The organism is Azonexus hydrophilus DSM 23864, assembly GCF_000429605.1.
Lineage (GTDB): Bacteria > Pseudomonadota > Gammaproteobacteria > Burkholderiales > Rhodocyclaceae > Azonexus > Azonexus hydrophilus.
In genome coordinates, this window is record NZ_AUCE01000012.1 from 342,374 (window position 1) to 362,662 (window position 20,289).

Consider the following 20,289-nt stretch of genomic DNA (forward strand, 5'->3'; position numbering starts at 1 on the left):
CATGGGTACTGGACTTATCAGCATCGGCATCACCGGCATACGGGCGGCTCAACTGGGCCTGCTCGCGACCGAGCACAACATCGTGAATGCCAACACCCCGGGCTATTCCCGGCAAAATACCGTGCAGGCGACCAACAACGCGATCACGACTGGTTCGGGTTCGATCGGTCAGGGGGTGCAGGTCGTCACCATCAAGCGGCAATACGATGCCTATCTTAACAGTCAGGTTAACACCGCCCAGACTCAGGTCAGCAACCTGGATGCCTTGTATACGCAGTTGTCGCAGATTGACCTGATGCTGGCCGACCCGGATGCGGGTATGTCACCGGCAATGCAGGACTTTTTTACCGGTGTTCAGCAGGTTTCGTCCAATCCTTCCTCTTTGCCGGCACGGCAATCCATGCTGACATCCGCGCAGACGATGGTGACGCGGTTCAATAATCTCGACCAGAGATTGACAGAGATATCCAATCAGTTGAATGGCCGAATCGTCAGTGCTGTTGCCGACATCAATGCTTACGCGAGCGAAATTGCCGATTTGAACCAGCGTATCGTGCTAGCTCAGTCGGGTTACTCCCAGCCGCCAAACGATTTGCTTGATCAACGGGATCAGTTGGTCAATGAATTGAACAAATTGATCAAGGTCAATACCAGTACCAACAGTGATGGCAGTTTCAATGTCTTTATCGGGACCGGTCAGCAACTGGTGATTGGTGGAAAAACAGTGCAAATGACAGCAGAGGCTTCCAGTCTCGACCTGACACGCATCGCTGTTGGTTTGAAGACGGCGGGAGGTACCCAGGAATTGCCTGAGTCTCTGATTGTTGGCGGAGAACTGGGCGGGCTGGTCGGTTTTAGAAGCCAGTCATTGGACGCGGCAGTTAACGAGCTTGGCCGCGTCGCTGCATCCCTTACCCTGACTTTCAATGCTCAGTATGGTTTGGGGATGGATTTGAGTGGCCGAATTTCCGGCGAAACGGGATTCGTCGGGCAACTTTTTTCTGTTCCAGAACCCAAGGTCGTGCCGAGTGCGATGAATCAGGGGGTTGGGCAGCTGACCGCAAGTTTTTTGCCTCCCGTAGCGCCCTCCGAGCCAAATTATGCGGGGAATTTCTATACCAATTTGACGACCAGCGACTATCTGGTGACGTTCGGCGCAGGGGGAAACTATACGGTTACCCGACGGAACGACGGTACTACCGTCGCGAACGGAACCAGTCCAGCAGGCGTTCAATTTGATGGTGTTTCACTCGATATTTCGGTTGCCGGTGCGATGGAGGGAGACCGCTTCGTGGTCAAACCGGTTGCCGAGGCAGCCAAAAATATTTCGCTCGATACGCGCATCGTCGCTGATCCCAGACTGGTGCCTGCTGCTGCTCCTGTTCGTACAATGCCTGGGATCACCAATACCGGTGTAATGGTGATGTCCCAGGGGGTTGTCGGTATAGGTTATTCAATTTCAGCTATGCCCCAGACCCTTACCGCGACGGCTACTCAGCTTACGGGGATCACGACTTCCTGGCGTGCAACCTATTCTGATGGAACAAGCATCCCGGCAAACCTGGGTGATCCTCCTGCTACCGGTGATATTGACTTGGTCAATGGAACTGCAACCTTGGCGGGTATCTGGACAGAGGGAATGTATTTCTCGATTACCGGAAGGCCCGCTGCGAATGATGTTTTTACTATCGAACGCAACGCCGGGGGCGTTCAGGATGGTCGTAACGCCCTTCAGTTTGCTGCGCTTCAGACATCGAATACAACGGCAGGTGGCACCGCTACCTATCAGTCGACATATTCGCGGCTTGTTGCCGAGAACGGCATTCGGACACGGGAGGCCAAGGTTCGTCTTGCAGCTCAGGAGGCTGTTTTGGCTCAGGCGCAGAATGCCCGGGATTCGCTCTCAGCCGTGAACCTCGACGAAGAGGCGGCCAACCTGATGAAATTCCAGCAAGCCTATCAGGCAGCGGCAAAGATTCTTGACGTCGGCAACAAACTGTTTGAAACCTTGTTGTCGATCAGGTAAGGGGAAAATCATGCGTGTCAGTACTTCAATGCTATATAACTCTGGGTTGCGAGGCATGATGAATCTGCAATCAGAGTTGTACCGGACACAGAATCAGCTATCGACCGGGCGCAGAATACTAACGCCTGCTGATGATCCTATTGGTGCGGCAGAAGCGCTGGAGGTCTCTCAATCAAAAGGGGTGAATGCCCAATTCAAGAGCAATCAGGCGGATGCCAGTGTCCAGCTTACGTTGGCAGAGGGGATCGTTGGGAGTGTCGGAAATACGCTGACGCGCATTTCCGAGCTTGCTGCTCAGGCAGCGAATCCCATGATCGATAATGGGCAGCGGGGTATGATTGCAGCTGAACTGAAGCTGCAGGTGGAGACTTTGAGGGGTTTGGCGAACACTCAGGATGGTACGGGTTTGTATATTTTTTCCGGGTTCAAGAGTACTCAGGAACCATTTGCCTTGAATGCAACCGCCACCCCGCCAAATTCTGGTGATACGGTTCCTGCCTACAATCTTGCCAATACCTACGTGACTTATTCAGGTGATGCGGGGACCCCCGCACTTCAAGTCACAGCATCCAAATCGATGGCTGTCTCTGAGAATGGGCGGGAGCTATTCATGCAGGTGCGGGACGCTCAGGGCAATATTACCGGCCAGAGCATGTTTGATACGGTCAAAAACCTGATCGATGTCATTGATCCGTCGAGCGGCATGACTTTCACGGCGACGGAGCTAGAGACTGTCAGAGCTGGCTTGAAGAGTACAATCGATCATGTGGCAAATATCCGTGCGTCATTGGGGGCTCGGTTGAACGCGCTTGACGGGCTGACTACAACAGCGACAGACATTGATTATCTTTATAATGTCCGTTTGTCGGAATTGCAGGATCTGGACTATACCGAGGCTATTTCCCGCTTCTCGCGTTACCAGACCCAACTTGAAGCCACACAGCTGACTTTCAAGCAGACCAGCCAACTCAGTCTGTTCAACCTACTGTGAAATCGACCATCGTTGTGGTGCTCGCAGCTTTCGGTCTATTGCTGACAGGCTGCTCAGCTACTGGTGAAAATGTATTCAAGCTGACAGCGAACAGTTCCCTAAAACCCAATATTCTGCTCGGCGGAGCGGCCGCGATCTATTTGATCTACGATCCGCTGGCACCCAACTGGGAAATCGAGGAAACGCGTCTGCCGGACGACAGCTACCGCCTGTCGATGAAAATGAAGCGCTTTCATACCGGCGGTTCCGGTGAGGCGATCCAGGTACTGAAGCGCCGGGCGCGGCAGTTGCAGGAGGAACAGGGGCATGTTGGTTACGAGATTGCCGGCTATTCGGAAGGGATTGATTCGCAGACCCTGATGACGCGTCGGGTGGCTGAAGGAACGATCCGTTTCGTCAAGCGCGAGGACGCCGATTCATTCGCGCTGAACGGCAGCTACTGAGCCGCCGGCAAGGCGAAGCCGAGCATGGCCCGGATGGCGAAGTCGTAGAGGTCCTGCAATGGGCCGGTCAGGTAGTTCAGGCTGACACCTACCGCCATGAACCCCCCCATCAGGGTTAGCGGGAAACCCAGCGCAAAGAGGTTGAGTTGCGGCGCGGCCTTGGTCAGCACGCCGAGTGCCACGTTGGTGATCATCAATGCCACCAGTACAGGGAGTGCGAGCAGCAATCCGGCGGAGAATATCTTCCCGCCCAGTTCGGCGAGGTTGCGCCAGCTGTTCGGAGACAAGGCCTCCGGGCCGACCGGTATGGCATGGAAACTCTGCGCCAGGGTCGAGATGTACAGCAGGTGCCCATCGAAGGCCATGAAAAGCAACAGGGCGATCAGACCGATGAATTCGGCCAGAACGGCCGTTTGTGCACCTTCCATCGGATCGTAGAAGGTGGCAAAGCCCAGACCCATCTGGAAACCGATATAAGTGCCGGCCATATCGATGGCGGAAAATACGATGCGGGCGGCGAAACCCATGGAAATGCCGATCAGCACCTGCTGGCCAAGGATCCACAGGCCGGCCAGCGATGCCGGCTGGACATTGGGCATCGGTGGCAGCACCGGGGCGATGGCAATGGTGATGCCGAGTCCGAGGATCAGGCGGGTCCGCCGGGGAATGCCGGCGGTGCTCCATAGCGGCGCAGTCGCGACCAGCCCGAGGATGCGGGCCAGCGGGAAAGCGTAGAACGCGATCCAGGCATCGATCTGCGCCATGCTCAGGCTCAGCATAGGTCAGCCGATGATCTGGGGAATGCTGCCGAACAGCCGCTGGATGTAGTCCACCATGTACTGCAGCATCCATGGTCCGAGCAGGATCAATACCAGAAATATGGCGACCAGTTTGGGGACGAATTGCAACGTGGCCTCGTTGATCTGGGTGGCTGCCTGGAAGATGCTGACGATCAGACCGACAGCCAGGGCAGCGATGAGCATCGGTGCAGCCATCATCAGCGTGGCTTCGATGGCCTGGCGGCCGATTTCCATGACGATGCCCGGGGTCATATGTTGAAACTCTGGACCAGTGAGCCGATGACCAGGTGCCAGCCGTCGACGAGAACGAACAGCATCAGTTTGAACGGCAGCGCCACCATGATCGGTGACATCATCATCATACCCATGGACATCAGGATGCTGGCGACCACCATGTCGATGATCAGAAAGGGAATGAACAGCACGAAGCCGATCTGGAAGGCTGTCTTCAGTTCGCTGATGACGAATGAAGGAATCAGGATGCGCAAGGGGATATCGTCGGGCGTCGCGATGTTGTCGATCCTGGCGACCCCGGCAAACATGGCGATATCGGCTTCGCGCGTATGTTTGAGCATGAAGGCTCGCATCGGAACGACCGCACGTTCTCCTGCCTCCATGATGTTGATCCGGCTTTCCGACAGAGGGACATAGGCCTCGGTGTAGACCCGGTCAAAGGTCGGTGCCATGATGAAAAAGGTCAGGAACAGCGACAGGCCGACCAGGATCTGGTTTGGCGGCGCGGTCTGGGTGCCCATGGCGTGTCGCAATAGCGAGAGCACGATCAGGATGCGTGTGAAGCTGGTCATCATCAGCATGGCCGCCGGGATGAAGCTCATCGCGGTCAGCAGCAGCAGTGTCTGGATGGTCAGACTGTAGGTCGTGCCGCCGGCACCGGACGGGGTGCTGGTGATGGCCGGCAGGCCGCCTGCCGTCTGGGACAGTGCCGGCGCCGCAAGTAGTAGCAGCGGCGCCAGCAGGATCAGCTTATTGCGCTGCATTCTGGCGCTCCCGGATGGCTTTGAGCCAGTCACCGAAGGCCGGTCCCTGGGCGCTGGCTGGTGTTGTACTTGTACCCTTGGGCAGCGTGTGCAGGGTACGGATCTGCCCTGGAACGATGCCGATGACCAGCCAGTTATCCTCGACCTCGACCAGAACGATGCGTTCCTTGGGGCCAAGGGCGATGCCGCTGATCACTCGCATGTTGCCCTGGCCGAACATCTTGCCGCCGGAAACCTTGCGCGCGGCCCAGGTGGCGGCGAATAACAGGCCGACAATGAGCAGCAGGGCCAGGGTGGCCTGCAGGTAGGTGCCGGCGGAAACCACCGGCGGGGCACTCTCGGCTGCCAGCAGCGGAGCAGGCAGGGTCAGCAATAAAGGAAGGGCGCGCAGCAAGGGAGGGTCGTCGTCGGGTTTCGGGATGCGCTATCTTAAACCCAAATACCGCCGCCGCAGCGTTGGCGTGCTCAGCGGTTGATTTTGCGCATCCGCTCCGAGGGCGTGATGATGTCGGTCAGCCGGATACCGAACTTGTCATTGACGACGACGACTTCGCCCTGGGCGATCAGGGTTCCGTTGACCAGCACATCCATCGGCTCGCCAGCCATTGCGTCAAGTTCGACGACCGAGCCGTGGGCCAGTTGCAGCAGATTCTTGATGGTGATCTTGGTACGGCCGAGTTCGACGGTGATCTGGACCGGAATGTCCAGGATCATGTCGAGTTCGTTCATGACACCGCCGGCCCCGGTTGGCGGTGCAAAGGAAGGAAAGATGTCGGCAGGTTGTGCCGCGGCAGCCGGCGCTGCGTCGATCGTCGTCTGTTCGGCCATGGCGGCTGCCCAGTCGTCTTCGCTGATCTGCTCTTCGGCGGCCGCGTTTTCGATGTTTTCCATATCTTCAGACATTCCTTCCTCCTGCTACGACATCTCCCGAACCCGTCTCAGGCGGCGTGGCAATGAACTTTTCAACGCGCAAGGCATATTGGCCATTCTGCTGACCATAGCTGCATTCGATCAGCGGGACATTATCCACCAGGGCTTCGACGCGCGGTGGAATGGTGATCGGAATCACGTCGCCCGGTTTGAGCTTGAGTATGTCGCGCAAGGACACGGTACCCGAGCCCAGTTGCGCGACGATTTCGACTTCGGCACCTTGCAATTGCTTGCGAAGGGTGATGATCCAGCGCTTGTCGGTCGACAGTTGATCGCTCTGCATGGTGCTGTAAAGCAGATCCCGAATCGGCTCGAGCATCGAGTATGGGAAGCAGATGTGCATGTCGGCCGTGGCGCCGCCAAATTCCAGCGTGAACGACGTCGAGACGACGATTTCCGATGGCGTGGCAATGTTGGCGAACTGCGAGTTCATTTCCGAGCGGATGTACTCGAAGCTGATGTCGTACACCGGTTTCCAGGATTTTGAATACTCGGCGAACACGACCCCGAGCAAGCCCTGGATGATGCGCTGCTCGGTGGCCGTGAAGTCGCGGCCTTCGACGCGGGTATGGAAGCGCCCGTCGCCGCCGAACATGTTGTCGACCACCAGAAAGACCAGATTGGGATCGAAGACGAAGAGCGCTGTGCCGCGCAAGGGCTTGGCAGCGACCAGGTTCAGGTTGGTCGGCACCACCAGGTTGCGGATGAACTCGCTGTATTTCTGCACGCGGATCGGTCCGACCGAGATTTCCGCATTGCGGTGCATGTAGTTGAACAGCCCGATACGCAGGTAGCGGGCAAAACGCTCGTTGACCAGCTCAAGCGTCGGCATGCGGCCGCGGACGATGCGTTCCTGCGTGCCAAGGTTGTAGGCGCGAATGGAGGCATCGTCGCCGCCGTGCTCTTCGGGCTCGTCGGTTTCCCCGGTGACGCCCTTGAGCAGGGCGTCAACCTCGTCCTGGGAGAGAAAGTCGCCGGCCATGGCTCCTTACTGAATGATGAAGGAAGTGAAAAGGACGGACACGACCGGACCTTCCGGCGGGATGATCTCGCCCCGCTTGTTCTTGGTCGGCGGCTCGATGGCCGAATTGATCTCGGTCTGGATTTCTGCGGCCAGTTGCTCCTTGCCTTCCTTGGACTGGAGTTCGGAGGCCTTTTTGCTCGACAGCAGCAGGGTCACGTTATTGCGGATGCGTGGCATCATCATGGCCAGTGTTGCCTGCGACGGCGCTTCATCCAGTTCGACGGAAAGTACGACCTGCAGGTACTGATCGCCGACTTCCGGCACCAGATTGACCGTGAAGGGATCAAGGTTAACGAAGGTGGGCGGTCCGGCATCGGCCTTTTTCTTCTTTTTGGCAGGCTTCTTTTCCGCTTGCTCGGCGACTTCGTCTTCGTCGAGTTCTTCGTCGCCGCCTCCGCTCATCATCAGGAATGCGCCGGCACCGCCTGCTGCCAGCAGGACCACCGCCAGCACAATGATGATCAAGAGTTTCTTGCTTTTCTTCGGTGCGGCTTCCGCGCCTTCTTCTGCTGGCTTGTTATCCTTGGCCATGCTTCTCCCTTTCTATCTTCTGGTGTCAGGCGAACAGATCAACCATTCCCCTGCCTTGACGGGCAGGTAGCCCGGAGGTTCCGGAATGTGTTGCTTGGTCGGGCGAAAGTATAGCCTCTTCACCGTCGAAGCGGGGGGCGTTGCCGGTCTGCTGCGAGGATTCCTGCTGAGCTTGCTGCTGTTGCTGCGCCTGTGAGCCGACGTTCGACTGTCCCAGGTTGATCCCGGCGCCAGAGAGCATTTCGCGCAGCCTGGGCATGGCGTCTTCGATGGCCTGGCGGACTTCCTGGTTGGCAACCGCGAAGTGCGCGGTCATCTGATCGCCATTGAGGCTGATGTTGATCTGTATCGGACCCAGTTGTGCCGGATTCACATTGATCTGGGCATTCTGAACGTCACCGCGAGCCAGCCAGACAACACGTTCGCTGAATTGCTGGGCCCAGCGGGGATCATGGACCGGTGCCGGAACGTGGTGCTGCATTTCACCCTTGCCGGTACCCTGCAGACGTTCGCCGGCGGTCGCCGGGTTGAAGAGCGGGGAGTTCGTGGATTCGGTCTTGCCGGCAAGATTTGCCGTTTCGCTGCTGACGGCCAGCGCATCACTTGCCGCCGCCCGGGCGGCGAGCATTGCCGGGTTGCCAGCGGCCGCCTTGTCGTCGGTTGGAACAAAGGCCCTGCCAAGCCCGATATCGCCACGGGCGGACCGATCACCGCGTACGTCAGTGTCGTTGCCGGGGCGCTGGGCGATCATCTCGAAAATATTGAGCGCAGCCTGCGGCGCAGCTTCGCCGGCCTCGTCGCCGTCGGCGCCGAGCAGTGCGGCATCGCGATCCTTGCTGCCGGCGCCCAGCTGGCGATCCTGGGTATTCGGCAAGGCAGCGCCATTGCTCATGCTGTTGAGCATCTGGCTGAAGTCACCGAGTTGTCCGGCCAGTAGCGCGGCAAAGTCGATTGCGTCGGCGTCGAGTCCCGGCAAGACCGAAGACGTGTTATCGGTGGCTGCATTGCCGGGGAGTGCCGCAGTCGGAATGACGGAGATGCTCATGTGAGTTCCAGATCAAAAGTGCCTGCCCACTAAAAGCAAACAGCGTGCCGGGTTTTTTAGGTCGTCGTCAGAAGGGCATGTGAATACTTGCCAAGTTTATTTGGCTGCACCTGGATCATTGAAAAATTCGTCGCATTCGGCCTCTACTGCACGTGCGACTTGCTCTTCCAGATGAGGGGAAGTTTCTGTCAATGTAGGAAAGTGGGTGGTTGATGGTAAAAAAACTCTATGAAACAAGCGCATGGCGAGCATAACTCCGCGCGAGGATATGCTTCTCAGATCCGAGTCGAGAAATTGCCCGAATGAGGGGGGGGCCAAAGTGATTTCATAACTCGGAAAATATTCACAGCAAGAGTAAGCAAGATATATTTCCTCTGCTGCCGCGCGCAATATTGCCTTAGAGGCCGAACTGGCAACGAGGACATGTTGTGTTGTTCCGGTAGCGGAGAGTGCTACGGGAGATACGGTCAGTATCCATTTTAGTTTTGGGTTCTGTGTGGCAACAAAATCGATGCACCAGCGTAAGTCCCTTACGACTTCAGATACGCTCGCATTAGCAAACAAGTGGTGTTCCGGGTTGAATGTCCCACCTCTAACACCGGGGCAAGTCGGAAAGGCGAGATTCGTACCTCTGTCGTACCAGAATTCCGTGAGTCCCAAGGTGAAAATGAAGCAGTCGCTCTCAAGGAATATGCGTTTAACGCATTCAAGATGAAATAGCCTGTCGCATACTAGGTCGTGCTGACTTGGAAAACCTTCGGCTTGCACGCCTGGACGCAGTAAGTCGATCCAGCCATCCCCTGCTTCTTCGCAAATGGTGCTGCCTTGCCGCAGACCGAAGGCAAACTCAATTAACTGTCTAAGTTGGCGCGCCGTATAGATATTGCCGTATCGCGCGGAGAATACCCCGTATTGCAACTGTGAGGCGCGTTCCTGAGACAGTATGCGGGGGGCGGGTTCGGTAATGAAGTGATTCAAACCGAATGCGCCGAGGTTGCCCGCAATGTGCTGGGCAAAGCAGCTTCCCGCTGTCGCTATCTTTTCCTGGGGGCTAAGCTTGAATCGGGTGGTCGGTTTGAAGTCAACCTCGGACCAGATCCTTCCTGCAACTGCGGTTTTCCAGAAACGATCCTCAGGTAGTTCCTTATAGGGGTGCACTTTCTAGCTCCTTCAGAAAAATTTTCATCAGTGCTTCCCCGAATTTCTTGTTTCCGTGCAGGCATCCGTGTGCATATTCCTTGAGCAGGCCACCCGATTGGGTCAGGCATTCATCGGGAGAGAAGAGCGTCTTGATGCCATGTACGTTCATTTCCTTCGCTAGTGGCTCGTACATTGCCGCGTAAATCTTTTGCCTTAGCGCGAAGGGGCGAATGCCATACGTTTTCAGGATAGTGCCGAAAATTTCCGGGTTGTTCAGAATATGTTCTTCCGATTCGATCGGAGGAGGCGCTGCAACATGGAAAACCCTGGCTTTCGGGAATGCGTACCGATAGAGCAGGCAGGTGGCCAGCAAGGGCGTGGTGACACGCCAGAAGTGCGTGAAAATGTCTTTCTGGCGTATGAACTGGCGCCCAGGTACGGCAAGTTGGGATTCATAGGAAAAATCCCAGCGCGGGTTCGTGTCTGCCAAGGACTGTATGGCGAATTCGTTGCCGCGAAGCATGATGAAGATGGCTTCGGCATCGGCGTCGGTCGCATTGATGAAGTGCTTCAGATTATCGGAGTAGGTGATTTTGTCTTCTTCGAACGCCGGATCTCCGAGGACGCCCATGTTGCATGCCAGGTACTGAAATGTGGTGCCTTCAGCCGACAGACGGCCTTGGGTAACGCGTGCGTTGCTCCAGTCATCGCTGCATTGTTCAAGCTCCTCGGCAGAGCAGTAGGCCGGGATTATGCTGGTGATCAATTGAGAGTTGCCCACCAGCCAGTATTTTCTATCGGTATTCATGTTTTTTATTGATAAGGAATGGCGTCGGTTTTCTGCTTCGGGAAAGCTCAGTCATGATTCATCATGGGTTTTTTTGGGCAGAGTGGCGAACTTGCGGTTGGTGAGTTCGTCGAGCAATTTCTGCTCCTGCTTGTTCTCCTTTTGCTTTTCCCGGGCTTCGTGGCGGGTTGCCAGCGTACCGATGGCCTGGAGTCGGGTATTCTGCTGTTTCCAGTGTTCCTGGCCACGGCGGGTGCCGGCCTCGCTCTGGCGGACGATATCGCGTTGCTGGCCGATGGCCTCGTCAATCCGGCCGAGGAAGTCCTGGTAATTGGCCAGGACTTGCCGGGTCAGTCCCTGGGTTGTGGCGTCCCGCAATTTGTCGGCATATTCGGCGCGGTATTGCTCAAGCATTTCCAGCCGGCTTCTGGCGTTCTGCTCGGCGGAAATGAGCTTGCCCAGATTGCGTGTGGCTTCGTCCGTACGGTTCCGCATCAGTTCCAGCAGCGGTTGCAGGGAAAAATTTGATGCCATGGTTTAACGCGTCAGCTGAACAGCCCAGACAACTGGCCGACGCTGGAGAGGAAGTCCGATTTTTCGCTCAGTTTCTGCTGCAGGAAGGCTTCCATGCGCGGGTACATGGCGATCGACTGATCGAGTACCGGGTCCGAGCCGGGCGCGTAGGCGCCGACGGCGATCAGGTCGCGGGAGCGCTGGTAGCGGGAGAACAGGACCTTGAAGCGGCGGATGTGGTCGAGTTGGTTGTCGTCGATCAGATTGACCATGGCCCGGCTGATCGACTGCTCGATGTCGATGGCCGGATAGTGGCCGGCGTCGGCAAGCGTCCGGGTGAGCACGATGTGACCGTCGAGAATGGCACGTGCCGAATCGGCAATCGGGTCCTGCTGGTCGTCGCCTTCGGCCAGTACGGTGTAGAAGGCGGTGATCGAGCCGCCGCCTTCGACGCCGTTGCCGGCGCGTTCCACCAGTTGCGGCAGACGGGCGAAGACGGATGGCGGATAACCGCGGGTGGCCGGCGGTTCGCCGATAGCCAGGGCAATCTCCCGTTGGGCCATGGCGTAGCGGGTCAGCGAATCCATGATCAGCAGGACGTGCTTGCCCTGGTCGCGGAAGTACTCGGCGATGGTCGTGGCGTAGGCCGCACCCTGCAGACGCATCAGTGGGCCGGTATCGGCCGGGGCGGCGACGACGACAGCCCGGCGCATGCCTTCCTCGCCGAGAATGTGTTCGATGAACTCCTTGACCTCACGGCCGCGTTCGCCGATCAGTCCGACTACGATCACTTCCGCTTCGGTGTAGCGGGCCATCATCCCGAGCAGGACCGACTTGCCGACGCCGGAGCCGGCAAAGAGGCCCATGCGCTGTCCGCGACCGACCGTCAGCAGGGCGTTGATCGCGCGGATGCCGACGTCGAGCGGGCGTTCGATGGCAGCGCGGCTCATCGGATTGATCGGCCGGCTTTGCAGCGGCCGGGCCTGGCTGGCACGGAGCAGGCCCTTGGTGTCGAGCGGCCGGCCGACACCATCGAGCACCCGGCCAAGCAGTTCGTCGCCAACCGGTACCTGTTTGGCGCGGTCGATGGCGCGCCGTTTGAGGTGGCCGGGCTGATCGACCTGTGGTGGTGGGCTGGGGGCATCGAAGGGAACGACACGGGCACCGGGGGCCAGACCGAAAACCTCGTCGGAAGGCATCAGGAAAAGTTTTTCGCCGGCAAAACCGACGACTTCGGCTTCGATGGGGGCGCCCATGGTGGGGTGGATGCGGCAGGTACTGCCCAGTGGTAGTTTGAGTCCCGAGGCTTCCATGACCAGGCCGTTGATCCGGGTCAGTCGGCCGCTCGGCCAGATTGCCTGGGCGTTGCCGGCGCTCTGCCGGCAACCGTCGATGAACTCCTGCCAGCGTTGGCGATGGTCGGGCGGGGTCAGCGGATCAGCCATTTTTCGGGCTCGACGCCGATGGCTTCAAGGACGCGTTTCCAGCGTGTTTCCAGCGTTGCATCGATCTCGCTGTGACCGGCCTTGAGCAGGCATCCGCCAGGACTCAGGGTGCTGTCGGGAACCAGGTTGATGCTGCCCGGTGGGCCGAGTTCGACAAGGCCGGCCCGCAGGGCTTCGAGATCCTCCGGGTTGGCATGCAGGGCCAGGTTGCCGTGATGCAGCGGCAAGGCCTGCAGGGCTTCGCGAACGATGGGAAGCAACAGGTCGCGGCGGATTGCCAGCGTGCTGCCGAGGACCAGTGAGGCAACTTCGAGGGCGAGGTCCAGTGTTTGTTCGCCGACGGCCTGGTCGAGTTCGCCCAGGGACTGCTGGAAATTTTCGATCAGGGCGCGCAGCCGGGCGATTTCCTCGTCGCGGGCAGTCTGCATGGCTGCGGCGGCGGCTTGCAGGCCTTCCTCGTAGCCCGCCTGATAACCCTCCTGGCGGGCCTGTTCGTGAATCTGCTCTATCTCGTCGGCAGTCGGCAGGTTGAGTGGTCCGGCGACAGCTTCTCCCTGTTCCTCTTCCACGACCTCGGCCGCTTCAAGCGGGGGCTCTGCCGGCGCCTCGACGACCTCGTTCGGCGCATCGAAGGCGTTCGCCTGCCAGCGCTGGTAAGCGGCCAGTTGTTCTTTCGGGATGACGCCTGCCATGGGTTAGACCATCTGTTCGCCGCCAGCGCCGCCGAGCACGATCTGTCCTTCGTCGGCCAGGCGGCGGACGATCTTGAGGATTTCCTTCTGCTCGGCTTCGACTTCGGAGAGGCGGACCGGTCCCTTGGACTCCAGGTCTTCGCGCAGCATTTCCGCTGCCCGCTGCGACATGTTCTTGAAAATCTTCTCGCGCAATTCCGGCGAAGCACCCTTCAGCGCCAGGACCAGCGAGTCGGACTGGACTTCGCGCATGATCATCTGGATCGAGCGGTCGTCGATGTCCAGCAGGTTTTCGAACACGAACATCTCGTCGAGAATCTTCTGCGCCAGATCCGGGTCGTATTCGCGGATCGCGTCGACCACCGAGGTTTCGTTGGCGGTGCCGATGAAGTTGAGGATTTCCGCGACCGTCCGCACCCCGCCCATGGCGGTATGTTTGATGCTGGTCGAGCCGGACAGGATGCGTAGCATGGCCTCGTTCAGTTCGCGCAGCGCAGCCGGCTGGATACCTTCCAGCGTGGCGATACGCAGGACCACGTCGTTGCGCAAGCGTTCGGTGAAATGGTTGAGGATTTCACTGGAGTGATCGTGTTCGAGGTGAACCAGAATGGTGGCGATGATCTGCGGGTGCTCGTTCTTGATCAGGTCGGCAACGGTCTGGGCATCCATCCATTTCAGCCCTTCGATCCCCGAAGTTTCGCCACCCTGGAGGATGCGCGAGATGAGGTTCGATGCCTTGTCGTCACCGAGTGCCTTGGTCAGCACCGAGCGGATGTAGTTGTCGGTGTCGACGTGCACCGCCGCGTGCTCTTCCATGTTCTTGTGGAATTCGTCGAGCACGGTTTCGACAGTCGCCCGCGGCACAGTCTTCAGCGCGGCCATCGCATGCCCGAGCTTCTGGACCTCGCGAGGCCCGAGGTGCTTGAGCACTTCGGCCGCGTGGTCTTCACCCAGCGCGATCAACAGCGTCGCGCTCTTTTCCAGTCCGTCGTCACCCGGCATTGGCACCTATCCAGTCCTTGATGATGTTTGCGACCGCCTTGGCGTCGGCTTGCGCGAGGTCACGCGCCTTTTGCACCTTGGCGGCATAGTGGTCGATCTGCACGATGTCCTCGGGTTCTCCGTCCTCGCCGATGACCGCAACATGGCCGATGGCACCGGCGACGCCGTCCGCCGTGGTCGGGTCGTCGCCGGTCGAGGGCGCCGGGAACATGGTTTTCAGCGAAGGCTGGATGACCTTGAAATACAGGAAAGCGATAACGCCGATGATCAGCAGGTACTTGATCAGTTCCTTGGCGTAATCGATGTTGTCCGGATCCTTCCAGATCGGCATCGACAGATCGGTTTTCTCGACGCTGGCGAACGGCGCGTTGGCGACCGAGATCGAGTCGCCACGCTCCTGGCTGAAGCCCATGGCCTCGCGGACCAGGTCGTTGATCTGTTTCATTTCCGCTTCCGGCAGCGGACGGCTGACCTCCTGGCCGCTCTTCGCGTCTACGCCCTTGCGGTGATTGACCACCACGGCGGCCGTCAGGCGCCGGACGGCGCCCATTCCCTGCTTGGTGTGACGGATGGTGCGATCGACTTCGTAATTGATCGTCGAGTTCTTGCTGGTGTTGATCGGTTGACCGGCGGCGTTGAGGGGGGCGGTAATGCCTGCGGCGTCGATGCGCCCGGGGATGTTTCCCTGAGCGTCAGGCTGGCCCGGGGTGCCACCGACAGCCGGGGCGGTCAGCGGGGCGGTTGCCGGTACCGGTGGCTGGTTGGTCAATGCGCCGGGGACGCCGCCGACGGCTTCATTGACACTGGCAGTTTCGTTGTTCTGCTGACTGCGGATCACACTCGCGTCTGGGGTCGAATTGGGGCGGAAGGTTTCGGCCGTCTGCTCGCTTTGCGAGAAATCGATGTCGGCGGCAATCTGCACGCGGAAATTGTCCTCGCCGAGCACCGGCTTGAGGATCTGTTCGATACGGCCGACGATGCTGTTTTCGACTTCGCGCACATACTTCAGCTGCGTTGCATCGAGGCCGGCTTCCGTCAGGCGATTCTTCAGCGTGGACAGCAGCGTTCCATTCTGGTCGAGGATGCTGACATTGCTCGACTGCAGTTGTGGCACGCTGGACGAGATCAGGTGGGTGATGCCGGCGACCTGGGCGCCGTCGAGCGTGCGGCCGGGGTAGAGGTTGAGCATGACGGAGGCAGTCGGTTTCTGCTCTTCGCGAACGAACACCGAAGGCTTGGGAATGGCCAGATGCACCCGAGCCGCCTCCACCGAACCGATCGACATGATGGTCCGCGCCAACTCACCCTCCAGACCCCGCTGATAATTCACCTGTTCGGCAAACTGGCTGATGCCGAACTTCTGGTTCTCCATCAGCTCGAAACCGACATTGCCGCCGCGCGGCAAGCCTTGCGAAGCCAGCTTTAGGCGGACTTCGTGCACCCGCTCGCTGGGCACCATGATGGCGCCAGAGCTCGACATGCGGTGTGGAATGTTCTGTTGTTCCAGCGCAGCAACGATGCTGCCGCCGTCCTTCTCGTTCAGGTTGGAGAACAGGACCTTGAAGTCGGGCTGCTGGCTCCACAGGATGGTGCCGACGATGACCGCGATGATGGCAGCGATGGCAACGGCCAGACCGATCTTCTGCTGGTCATTCAGGCGGTTGAAAGCCTCGCGCAGGCGATCCGTCGGGTTTTCCGCCGGGGTATTTCCTGCTGTGGTTTCAGTGCTAGCTGCCATCAAATGCCAGGTCGGGTTATGGGAAACAGAAGAAGAATCAATCGGGAAGCCAAATTTTCCTAGAAATATTCTACTATTACCGGCGCCGAATGCACCTTAAGTTTTTAATGACAAACCCTCAGCCAGCCTCCAGCGACGCCGCGCCAGCCGACAAAGCGGCCGAATTGCAGCGCGCTTTCGCCATGTTCAACCAGGTTTCTGCCGAGTTGACGCAGGCTTACGAAACCCTGCAGGGCAAGGTGGCCTCGCTGACCGAGGAGCTGGCGGTGGCCAACGGCGAATTGCGTCGTCAGTACCGAGAGAAGGAAGCCTTGTCCGAGCGTCTCTCTTCGCTGCTCGATGCTTTGCCGGCGGGCGTGGTGCTGCTCGATGCTTCGGCGCGGGTGGCGGCAGTCAATCCGGCGGCCATCGAGATGTTCGGTGAACAGGTGCTCGGGGCGCACTGGGGCGATGTCGTCAATCGCTGCCTGGAACCGACCCTGACCATCGGTGAGTGGATGCTCGGCGAGAGTCGCCTGTCCATCGCGGAAAGTGCATTGCCGTCCGGTGACGGAAAAATTCTGCTGCTGCACGACATCAGCACCGCGCAGCGGATGAAGGAAGAGCTGGAACGCAGCCAGCGGCTGGCGGCGATGGGCGAAATGGCGGCGTCGCTGGCACATCAATTGCGAACGCCACTGGCAGCGGCGCTGCTCTATGCTTCCAATCTCGGACAGCCCGGCATGAGCGAGGAAGCGCGTGCCCGGTTTTCCGACAAGGCAACCGGGCAACTTCGTCGCCTGGAGCGTTTGATTCAAGATGTACTGTTATTCGCCCGAGGCGAGAGCATCGGTGCCGACGTGATCGTTGCCAGCGAATTGCTCGCCGAGGCAGCCCAGACCATGGAGCCGTTGATGCGCGAACAGGGCGTCGATTTCGTCGTCCTTGATGATTGCCTGGATGGGCGCCTGGTCGGCAGCCGGAAGGCTTTGTTTGGCGCCCTGGTGAATCTGCTCGAGAATGCCCTGCAGGCGACGCCGGCTGCCGGCAAAATTTGCCTGGGCGGCAATTTTTCCGGCGAAAGCCTGCGCTTTTCGGTGCGCGATACCGGGCCGGGCATTCCCCCGGAAAAGCGCGACCGTATCTTCGAACCGTTTTACACGACCAAGGGCCAGGGGACCGGGCTGGGGCTGGCGATCGCGCTGGGCGTTGCCCGGGCGCACGGCGGTACGATAGAAATTTCTCCGTCGGTCGTCGATGGGGCCGAGTTTGTCATGACGCTGCCGGCCGGGGTGGCTACAACGGAAGTCGATCAATGAGCGAAAACAGTTTGCCGATTCTTGTCGTCGAGGACGATCCCAGTCTGCGCGAAGCCATCGGCGATACGCTGGAACTGGCCGGTCGGCCTTATGTGGCCGTCGATGGCGGCGAGGCCGCCTTGCGGGCGCTTGAGAACCAGGCGTTTTCCATCGTCGTCAGCGATGTGCGCATGATGCCGATGGACGGCATCACCCTGCTCAAGGAAATCCGTGCCCGCCTGCCCTACCTGCCGGTGGTGCTGATGACGGCTTATGCCGAGGTGGACAAGGCGGTCGACGCCATGCGTTCCGGCGCCTGTGATTTCCTGCTCAAGCCTTTCGAACCGCAAGCCCTGCTGGGTTACATCAACAAGTACGAGCTGGCGACGCACCGTGACGATGCCGGCGTGGTTGCCGAAGATACGGCCAGCCGCGACATGTTTGCCATGGCCAAGCGTGTGGCGCAGACCGATGCGACCGTGTTGCTGACCGGTGAATCCGGGGTGGGCAAGGAAGTGGTCGCTCGCTTCATTCATCGCAATTCGGCCCGTTGTGACGGCCCATTCGTTGCCATCAACTGCGCGGCCATTCCCGATAGTCTGCTTGAAGCGACGCTGTTTGGTTATGAAAAGGGGGCATTTACCGGTGCGCAGCAGGCGCAGGCCGGCAAGTTCGAGCAGGCCCAGCATGGCACCCTGTTGCTGGACGAAGTGACCGAAATGCCCATGGGGCTGCAAGCCAAGCTGCTGCGTGTGCTGCAGGAGCGGGAAGTCGAACGGGTCGGCGGCAAGAAACCGGTCGAGCTCGATATCCGCATCGTCGCCACCTCCAACCGGGATATGGCGGAAGCCGTTGCCCGCGGTGTTTTCCGTGAGGACCTTTATTACCGTTTGAATGTCTTCCCCGTCGCCATTCCGGCACTGCGTCAGCGTCCGCTGGACATCCTGCCGATCGCCCGTTATTTCATCGCTGAGCACGGTGCTCGTTTTGGGCGAACCGGCATGCAGCTGTCTCAAGTGGCAGAGCAAGCACTTACATCGTATGGCTGGCCGGGCAATGTGCGCGAACTGGAAAACGTTGTCCAGCGCGCGCTGATCATGGCGCCAGGCCAGCGCATCGAACCCGAGCACCTGAACCTGCTTGGTCAGGTGGTGGCTCCTGCCTCAATCGCCGTGACCGTCGACGAAAAAAGGGGGGATAATATGAACATCAAGGACTTGGAGCGCGAGCACATCCTGCAGACCCTGGCCGAAGTCGGTGGTTCACGCAAGCTGGCGATCGAGCGCCTGGGGATCTCCGAGCGAACCTTGCGTTACAAGCTTCAGCAGTATCGGGAAGAAGGGCATTACCGGGATTGATCCTGGTCCGTTTATTGCTTTGTATTCCGCAGTTGGAGGATGGGAATCATGGACACCAAGGGTATCGAACAAATGTTGAGCGTGCTGCGGTCCACCGCAGCGCAGGCATCCGGCAAGCCGGCAGATTCTTCTGCAGGGGTGGCGGGCGTTGCCGATTTCTCCGAAGTCCTGAAAAACTCCATCGACAAGGTCAACGATACGCAGAAGTCCGCCAATCAGATGGCCGAGAAAATGGTCGCCGGCGACACGACGCAAAATCTGCACGAAGTGATGATTGCGTTGCAGACCGCCAGCGTTTCCTTCCAGGAAATGGTCCAGGTGCGTAACAAACTGGTTACCGCTTACCAGGACATGATGAACATGCAGGTCTGACCGGGCCTGTTCAGGCGAGATATTTCTCTGCGGCTTCGCGCTGCGCGCGCAAGAAAGCTTCCTGTTTCTGACGGCGCGCCTCTTCGGCTCGCTCGTAGGCTTCCTTCTGTGCTCGACGCTTTTCGGCAAGCTTTGCCGCCGCTACGCGGCCCTTGTGAATGGTCCGGCTGGCGAGGATGCCGATGCCCAATACGACTGTGGCGATCAGGGCTTTCTCCAGTGGATTGATGGCAAGCACGATGATCATCGTGATGCCGAGAACGAGTTCAATCCAGAAGTGTTGGTACTGAATGCTGCTGGGTTGCATGCCTTGGGGAACTTGTTCGACGGAAGGGGCGCATTCTAGTCAGCGCTGGCGTACTTGCCAAGGACGTCAGGCAAGCGCCTGGTGGCGCAACTTGCGCTCCCGTTCAAGGCGGGTGATGTAGCGTTCGATCAAGGTCTGTCGCGTACCCGGTAGGTTGATGAACTCGCATCCCAGGCGCAATAGCTGTTCGTTGCTTGCTGTCTCGATGCGCGAGATCTCGCGGATGCGGATGTTGACCGACAACACACTCTCTCCGGGAATGTCCAGGCGACAGTCGGCAAATAGTTCGCCGAGGGAGAACTTGTCTGCGTGACTGATCGGTCCGGTCAGGCACATGCCGCCCCCGCTGATGTCAAACAAGGGAAAGTCGAAGGCTTCGGCACGTCCGTCAGAGTGGATCCGTGCGAATTTACAATGCAGAGGCGACAGCTTGGGCGTCTCGATACGGAAAAACTCCCGGCGCTGCAGACGCAGAATCCGTGTCGGTAGTGGCGCCGCCAGTGCCGGTCGGCCTTCGTGTTGCGTCAGTTGTAGTGGGGCCTGACGCCACTGTATCTTGACCCGGTCGACCAGCGTCATCGTCGTACTCTGGGTGGCGTCCAGTGCTGGCTGCAGGAGTGTTGCCTGGCCGGGTGGGTCAAGCACCAGGCGTTGCCCGTCTTCGTCGATAGCCAGGATGGTGGTCAGGAAAAAGCGCTGGCCGGCGTCTAGGTAGAGTGTGATGAAGTGGCGTTGTTCCTGGAGCGTGCGCAGGTGGCGCAAGATTTCCAGCGGGTTGCCGAGAATGTACTGACCGTAATTTTCCGGTTGGTCGATTTCGAAAACTGGAACGGAGGTTTCTTCAGAGACTGACATCATTTGCCCGAGGCT

The 20,289-nt window shown here is 59.0% G+C and carries 23 protein-coding genes; 6 read left to right on the plus strand and 17 right to left on the minus strand.

Going from position 1 to position 20,289, the window contains the following annotated elements:
- Position 1 precedes the first annotated feature (1 nt).
- The 3 genes from flgK to G471_RS18265 are packed head-to-tail and all read left to right on the plus strand — an operon-like array spanning position 2 to position 3,460.
- Entirely contained in the window at positions 2-2,026 is a 2,025-nt protein-coding gene (flgK, locus tag G471_RS0105785; protein WP_028994508.1) for a flagellar hook-associated protein FlgK, read from the plus strand.
- A 10-nt stretch (positions 2,027-2,036) separates the two neighbouring features.
- Entirely contained in the window at positions 2,037-3,017 is a 981-nt protein-coding gene (flgL, locus tag G471_RS0105790; RefSeq protein WP_028994509.1) for a flagellar hook-associated protein FlgL, read from the plus strand.
- Positions 3,014-3,460, plus strand: a complete 447-nt coding sequence (locus G471_RS18265) for a hypothetical protein (RefSeq protein ID WP_157272451.1) — start codon at positions 3,014-3,016, stop codon at positions 3,458-3,460. Before flgL ends, G471_RS18265 begins: the two co-directional genes overlap by 4 nt.
- On the opposite strand, the gene fliR is transcribed toward G471_RS18265, so the two are convergent.
- The 15 genes from fliR to fliF all read right to left on the minus strand — a co-directional run bounded on the left by fliR (position 3,454) and on the right by fliF (position 16,105).
- Positions 3,454-4,239 carry a flagellar biosynthetic protein FliR gene (gene fliR / locus G471_RS0105800; protein WP_028994510.1) on the minus strand — a complete coding sequence of 262 codons (786 nt, stop codon included), beginning with the start codon at positions 4,237-4,239 and terminating at the stop codon, positions 3,454-3,456. The two genes, G471_RS18265 and fliR, sit on opposite strands and share 7 nt — an antisense overlap.
- 3 nt (positions 4,240-4,242) lie before the next feature.
- The gene (gene fliQ, locus G471_RS0105805) at positions 4,243-4,512 is read right to left on the minus strand and encodes a flagellar biosynthesis protein FliQ (RefSeq protein WP_028994511.1); all 270 of its coding nucleotides are present in this window, start codon (positions 4,510-4,512) and stop codon (positions 4,243-4,245) included.
- The gene (fliP, locus tag G471_RS0105810; RefSeq protein ID WP_028994512.1) at positions 4,509-5,258 is read right to left on the minus strand and encodes a flagellar type III secretion system pore protein FliP; all 750 of its coding nucleotides are present in this window, start codon (positions 5,256-5,258) and stop codon (positions 4,509-4,511) included. Before fliP ends, fliQ begins: the two co-directional genes overlap by 4 nt.
- A complete protein-coding gene (gene fliO / locus G471_RS0105815) occupies positions 5,245-5,652 on the minus strand; it encodes a flagellar biosynthetic protein FliO (protein ID WP_245580510.1) in 408 nt (135 codons plus the stop codon). Before fliO ends, fliP begins: the two co-directional genes overlap by 14 nt.
- Before the next feature lie 71 nt (positions 5,653-5,723).
- Complete coding sequence (fliN, locus tag G471_RS0105820; protein WP_028994514.1) at positions 5,724-6,161, minus strand: flagellar motor switch protein FliN; 438 nt, start codon at positions 6,159-6,161, stop codon at positions 5,724-5,726.
- On the minus strand, positions 6,154-7,170 hold the full coding sequence (gene fliM / locus G471_RS0105825) for a flagellar motor switch protein FliM (RefSeq protein WP_028994515.1): 1,017 nt from the start codon (positions 7,168-7,170) through the stop codon (positions 6,154-6,156). The genes fliN and fliM overlap by 8 nt, the downstream gene beginning before the upstream one ends.
- Positions 7,171-7,176: 6 nt before the next feature.
- Positions 7,177-7,743, minus strand: a complete 567-nt coding sequence (locus tag G471_RS0105830) for a flagellar basal body-associated FliL family protein (RefSeq protein WP_028994516.1) — start codon at positions 7,741-7,743, stop codon at positions 7,177-7,179.
- A gap of 25 nt (positions 7,744-7,768) precedes the next feature.
- On the minus strand, positions 7,769-8,788 hold the full coding sequence (locus tag G471_RS18270; protein WP_028994517.1) for a flagellar hook-length control protein FliK: 1,020 nt from the start codon (positions 8,786-8,788) through the stop codon (positions 7,769-7,771).
- A gap of 96 nt (positions 8,789-8,884) precedes the next feature.
- Positions 8,885-9,946 carry a GSCFA domain-containing protein gene (locus tag G471_RS18650; protein ID WP_081700119.1) on the minus strand — a complete coding sequence of 354 codons (1,062 nt, stop codon included), beginning with the start codon at positions 9,944-9,946 and terminating at the stop codon, positions 8,885-8,887.
- Positions 9,933-10,736: a hypothetical protein gene (locus G471_RS0105840; RefSeq protein WP_028994518.1), complete on the minus strand. Its 804-nt coding sequence runs from the start codon at positions 10,734-10,736 to the stop codon at positions 9,933-9,935. Before G471_RS0105840 ends, G471_RS18650 begins: the two co-directional genes overlap by 14 nt.
- A 51-nt stretch (positions 10,737-10,787) precedes the next feature.
- The gene (gene fliJ / locus G471_RS0105845) at positions 10,788-11,249 is read right to left on the minus strand and encodes a flagellar export protein FliJ (RefSeq protein WP_028994519.1); all 462 of its coding nucleotides are present in this window, start codon (positions 11,247-11,249) and stop codon (positions 10,788-10,790) included.
- An 11-nt stretch (positions 11,250-11,260) separates the two neighbouring features.
- On the minus strand, positions 11,261-12,673 hold the full coding sequence (gene fliI / locus G471_RS0105850) for a flagellar protein export ATPase FliI (protein WP_028994520.1): 1,413 nt from the start codon (positions 12,671-12,673) through the stop codon (positions 11,261-11,263).
- Positions 12,658-13,365 (minus strand): flagellar assembly protein FliH, encoded by a 708-nt coding sequence (locus tag G471_RS0105855; RefSeq protein ID WP_028994521.1) that lies wholly within the window; start codon positions 13,363-13,365, stop codon positions 12,658-12,660. The genes fliI and G471_RS0105855 overlap by 16 nt, the downstream gene beginning before the upstream one ends.
- A 3-nt stretch (positions 13,366-13,368) precedes the next feature.
- Complete coding sequence (gene fliG, locus G471_RS0105860; RefSeq protein WP_028994522.1) at positions 13,369-14,367, minus strand: flagellar motor switch protein FliG; 999 nt, start codon at positions 14,365-14,367, stop codon at positions 13,369-13,371.
- A complete protein-coding gene (gene fliF, locus G471_RS0105865) occupies positions 14,357-16,105 on the minus strand; it encodes a flagellar basal-body MS-ring/collar protein FliF (RefSeq protein WP_028994523.1) in 1,749 nt (582 codons plus the stop codon). The genes fliG and fliF overlap by 11 nt, the downstream gene beginning before the upstream one ends.
- A gap of 107 nt (positions 16,106-16,212) precedes the next feature.
- On the opposite strand from fliF, the gene G471_RS0105870 reads away from it, so the two are divergent.
- Genes G471_RS0105870 through fliE form a run of 3 tightly spaced genes read left to right on the plus strand, consistent with a single transcriptional unit; the run spans position 16,213 to position 19,112 of the window.
- Positions 16,213-17,403 (plus strand): sensor histidine kinase, encoded by a 1,191-nt coding sequence (locus tag G471_RS0105870; protein ID WP_051295305.1) that lies wholly within the window; start codon positions 16,213-16,215, stop codon positions 17,401-17,403.
- Positions 17,400-18,740: a sigma-54-dependent transcriptional regulator gene (locus G471_RS0105875; RefSeq protein WP_028994525.1), complete on the plus strand. Its 1,341-nt coding sequence runs from the start codon at positions 17,400-17,402 to the stop codon at positions 18,738-18,740. Before G471_RS0105870 ends, G471_RS0105875 begins: the two co-directional genes overlap by 4 nt.
- 48 nt (positions 18,741-18,788) lie before the next feature.
- The gene (gene fliE, locus G471_RS0105880) at positions 18,789-19,112 is read left to right on the plus strand and encodes a flagellar hook-basal body complex protein FliE (RefSeq protein ID WP_028994526.1); all 324 of its coding nucleotides are present in this window, start codon (positions 18,789-18,791) and stop codon (positions 19,110-19,112) included.
- Between the two features lie 10 nt (positions 19,113-19,122).
- Here the strand turns inward: fliE and G471_RS0105885 are convergent, their stop codons facing one another.
- Together G471_RS0105885 and G471_RS0105890 are read right to left on the minus strand one after the other, a co-directional pair.
- On the minus strand, positions 19,123-19,419 hold the full coding sequence (locus tag G471_RS0105885; protein WP_028994527.1) for a hypothetical protein: 297 nt from the start codon (positions 19,417-19,419) through the stop codon (positions 19,123-19,125).
- 66 nt (positions 19,420-19,485) lie between these two features.
- Entirely contained in the window at positions 19,486-20,277 is a 792-nt protein-coding gene (locus G471_RS0105890) for a flagellar brake protein (RefSeq protein WP_028994528.1), read from the minus strand.
- Positions 20,278-20,289 lie beyond the last annotated feature (12 nt).